The sequence below is a fragment of the Pseudomonas sp. GM49 genome, assembly GCF_000282355.1.
Taxonomy (GTDB): domain Bacteria; phylum Pseudomonadota; class Gammaproteobacteria; order Pseudomonadales; family Pseudomonadaceae; genus Aquipseudomonas.
Genome location: NZ_AKJL01000311.1, coordinates 1 through 3,346, shown reverse-complemented (window position 1 = coordinate 3,346; position 3,346 = coordinate 1). Strand labels below are relative to the sequence as shown.

The 3,346-nt window shown below is 62.5% G+C and carries 4 protein-coding genes; all 4 read left to right on the top strand.

All coding sequences use genetic code 11. The features are described from left to right. Positions 1–1,884 (top strand): DNA internalization-related competence protein ComEC/Rec2 (locus tag PMI29_RS02085; RefSeq protein WP_008003845.1); only part of this gene is annotated, 1,884 nt, incomplete at its 5' end. A gap of 98 nt (positions 1,885–1,982) precedes the next feature. Further along, on the top strand, positions 1,983–2,618 hold the full coding sequence (locus PMI29_RS0130520; protein ID WP_033052763.1) for a MotA/TolQ/ExbB proton channel family protein: 636 nt from the start codon (positions 1,983–1,985) through the stop codon (positions 2,616–2,618). Next, positions 2,615–3,043 carry an ExbD/TolR family protein gene (locus PMI29_RS02090; RefSeq protein WP_008003842.1) on the top strand — a complete coding sequence of 143 codons (429 nt, stop codon included), beginning with the start codon at positions 2,615–2,617 and terminating at the stop codon, positions 3,041–3,043. The genes PMI29_RS0130520 and PMI29_RS02090 overlap by 4 nt, the downstream gene beginning before the upstream one ends. Then, the coding region (locus PMI29_RS02095; RefSeq protein ID WP_008003839.1) for a tetraacyldisaccharide 4'-kinase at positions 3,043–3,346 on the top strand (304 nt) is incomplete at its 3' end. The genes PMI29_RS02090 and PMI29_RS02095, both read left to right, overlap by 1 nt.

Genomic DNA, 3,346 nt, shown 5'->3' with positions numbered 1-3,346 from the left:
CCCCCGCCGGTGAACAGTGGCGAGCGCTGGCGCCTGGCCGTCAAGTTGAAGCGCCCGGTCGGGCTCCTCAATCCGCAGGCCTTCGACTACCAGGCCTGGTTGCTGGCACAACATATCGGGGCGACCGGGACGGTCAAGGACGGCGAACGCCTTGCGCCAGCCCAATGGGCCTGGCGTGATGCAATCCGTCAGCGTTTGCTGGCGGTGGATGCCCAAGGGCGAAGCGGCGCGCTGACGGCATTGGTACTCGGGGACGGCGCCGGGCTGAGTCGCGAAGACTGGCAGGTATTGCAGGACACCGGCACGGTGCATCTGTTGGTGATTTCCGGGCAGCACATTGGATTACTGGCGGGCGTCGTGTATCTGCTGATCGCCGGCCTGGCCCGCTTTGGGTTATGGCCGAACCGTCTGCCATGGTTGCCCTGGGCGTGTGGCCTGGCATTCGCCGCTGCGCTCGGTTACGGGATGCTGGCCGGTTTCGGGGTGCCGGTGCGACGGGCCTGCCTGATGATTGGAATGGTGTTGTTGTGGCGTCTACGGTTCCGTCATCTCGGAGCATGGTGGCCACTGTTGTTGGCACTCAACGGCATTTTGCTGCTGGAGCCACTGGCGAGTCTTCAGCCTGGTTTCTGGCTGTCTTTCGCGGCCGTGGCCGTCTTGATATTGACCTTTGGCGGCCGGTTGGGGCCGTGGCGTTGGTGGCAGACCTGGACCCGTGCCCAATGGCTGATTGCAATCGGACTGTGCCCGTTGTTGCTGGCACTGGGGTTGCCAATCAGTCTCAGCGGGCCGCTGGCCAATTTGTTCGCGGTGCCCTGGATCAGTCTGGTGGTCCTGCCGCCGGCGTTGCTCGGGACGCTGTTGCTGCCGGTGCCTTATGTGGGGGAGAAACTGCTTTGGCTGGCTGGCGGCCTGATCGACGGGTGGTTCAGGGGATTGGGGCTCGTCTCCGGTCAGGTTCCCGCATGGGTGCCCGCGGCAGTCCCGCTATGGGCCTGGCTAATCGGTGCCATTGGCACCTTTTTGCTCTTGCTGCCGCGGGGCGTACCGATGCGCCCGTTAGGGTGGCCCCTGCTGTTGATGCTGGTTTTTTCGCCCAGGCCGGTGTTGCAGGAAGGCATGGCCGAAGTCTGGCAACTGGATGTCGGTCAGGGTCTGGCGATCCTGGTGCGCACTCGGCATCACACGTTGCTGTATGACGCCGGACCGCGTTTCGGTGAGCTCGACCAGGGGGAACGGGTGGTGCTGCCGGCATTGCGCAAACTGGGGGTGAAGGGGCTCGACCTGATGCTGATCAGCCACGCCCATGCCGATCATGCCGGCGGTGCCCCGGCGATTGCCAAGGGCTTGCCGGTGAAACAGGTGGTCAGTGGTGAGCCGTCAGACTTGCCTGTGGAGTTGCAGGCCGAGCGTTGTGAGAGCGGTCGGCAATGGACCTGGGATGAAGTCGATTTCCAGCTGTGGCATTGGCCATTGGCGGGCGACAGCAACCAGAACTCCTGTGTCTTGCTGATCGAGGCCAATGGCGAACGGTTGCTGTTGAGTGGCGACATCGATGCCGCCGCCGAGAGAGCCCTGCTGGACGGTCCGTTGGCCCTGCCCACCGATTGGCTGCAGGCGCCTCACCACGGCAGTCGCAGTTCGTCGTCCATGGCCCTGTTGAATGTCCTGCAACCTAAGGGTGCGCTGATCTCCCGCGGGCAGGGCAACTCGTTTGGCCATCCGCATCCCACGGTCATCGCGCGTTATCAAAAACGTGGAATGGCGATCTACGACAGCGCCGAACACGGTGCCATTCGTCTGCAACTGGGGCGCTTCGAGCCGCCGTGGTCAATGCGTCAGGAACGGCGTTTCTGGCGCGATCCGCCGCCCTTGAAGCAATAACCGAGTGTTATCAAAGCCCGACCGGATGCGACATCACGGTCTTCGGTGCGTCCACCCCCTATGTTAGAGTGGCGCACTTTTTCGAGGGGACTGTCACTGTGTGGGAATTGGTCAAATCCGGCGGCTGGATGATGCTGCCGATCATTCTGAGTTCCATCGCGGCCATGGCGATCGTCGCCGAGCGTCTCTGGACCCTGCGCGCCAGCCGCGTGACCCCGGAGCACTTGCTCGGGCAGGTCTGGGTCTGGATCAAGGACAAACAGCTCAATAAAGAAAAACTCAAGGAACTGCGTGCCAATTCGCCTTTGGGCGAGATCCTGGCGGCCGGCCTGGCCAACTCCAGGCATGGTCGCGAGATCATGAAAGAGTGCATCGAAGAGGCCGCTGCCCGGGTGATCCACGAGCTGGAGCGCTACATCAACGCGCTGGGCACCATCGCCGCCATGGCGCCGTTGCTGGGTCTGCTGGGTACCGTGTTGGGCATGATCGAGATCTTCAGTTCGTTCATGGGCACGGGCATGACGACCAACGCCGCAGTGCTGGCCGGCGGTATTTCCAAAGCCTTGATTACCACGGCTTCGGGCCTGATCGTCGGTATCCCGTCGGTGTTCTTCCACCGGTTTCTGCAACGGCGCATTGATGAGCTCGTCGTGGGCATGGAGCAGGAAGCCATCAAGCTGGTTGAAGTGGTGCAGGGCGACCGTGACGTTGATCTGGCTGAGGGCAAAGCGTGAAATTCCGCCGCAAGCAACGGGAGAACGTGGACATCAACCTCGTGTCGCTGATCGACGTGGTGTTTGTCCTGCTGCTGTTTTTCGTGGTGACCACCACCTTTACCCGTGAAACCCAGTTGCGCGTTGAGTTGCCGGAAGCGGTCAGTGGCGCATCTGCCGACGACCAGACCCGGCAGCTCGATATCGCCATCAGTGCCGACGGTGTGTTCTCGGTGAACAACCATGTATTGCCGAAAAGCGACCTGGCCACGTTGATGGAAGCGCTGCAGAAAGAATCCAATGGTGATACCAACCTGCCGTTGTCCATCAGCGCCGACGGCAAATCCCGGCATCAGTCGGTCATCACTGCGATGGACGCCGCCGGCAAACTCGGTTTCAGCCACTTGCGCATGACCACCATCGAGGCGGCGCCCTCCGCGCCCTGATGGCCATGTCCAATCGATTGCTCGCCGCGTGGTATGACGGTCATCCGGCCCTGAAGCTGTTACAGCCACTGGAATGGCTGTACCGGCGCGTGGTCGTGAACAAGCGCAAGCGCTTTCTGGCGGGTGAGGGCGAGATCTATCAGCCGCCGGTGCCGTTGATCGTCGTTGGCAACATCACCGTTGGCGGTACCGGCAAGACGCCGCTGATTCTGTGGATGATCCAGCATTGTCAACGCAGCGGCCTGCGGGTCGGCGTGGTCAGCCGCGGCTACGGCGCCAAGCCGCCGCAGTTGCCGTGGCGGG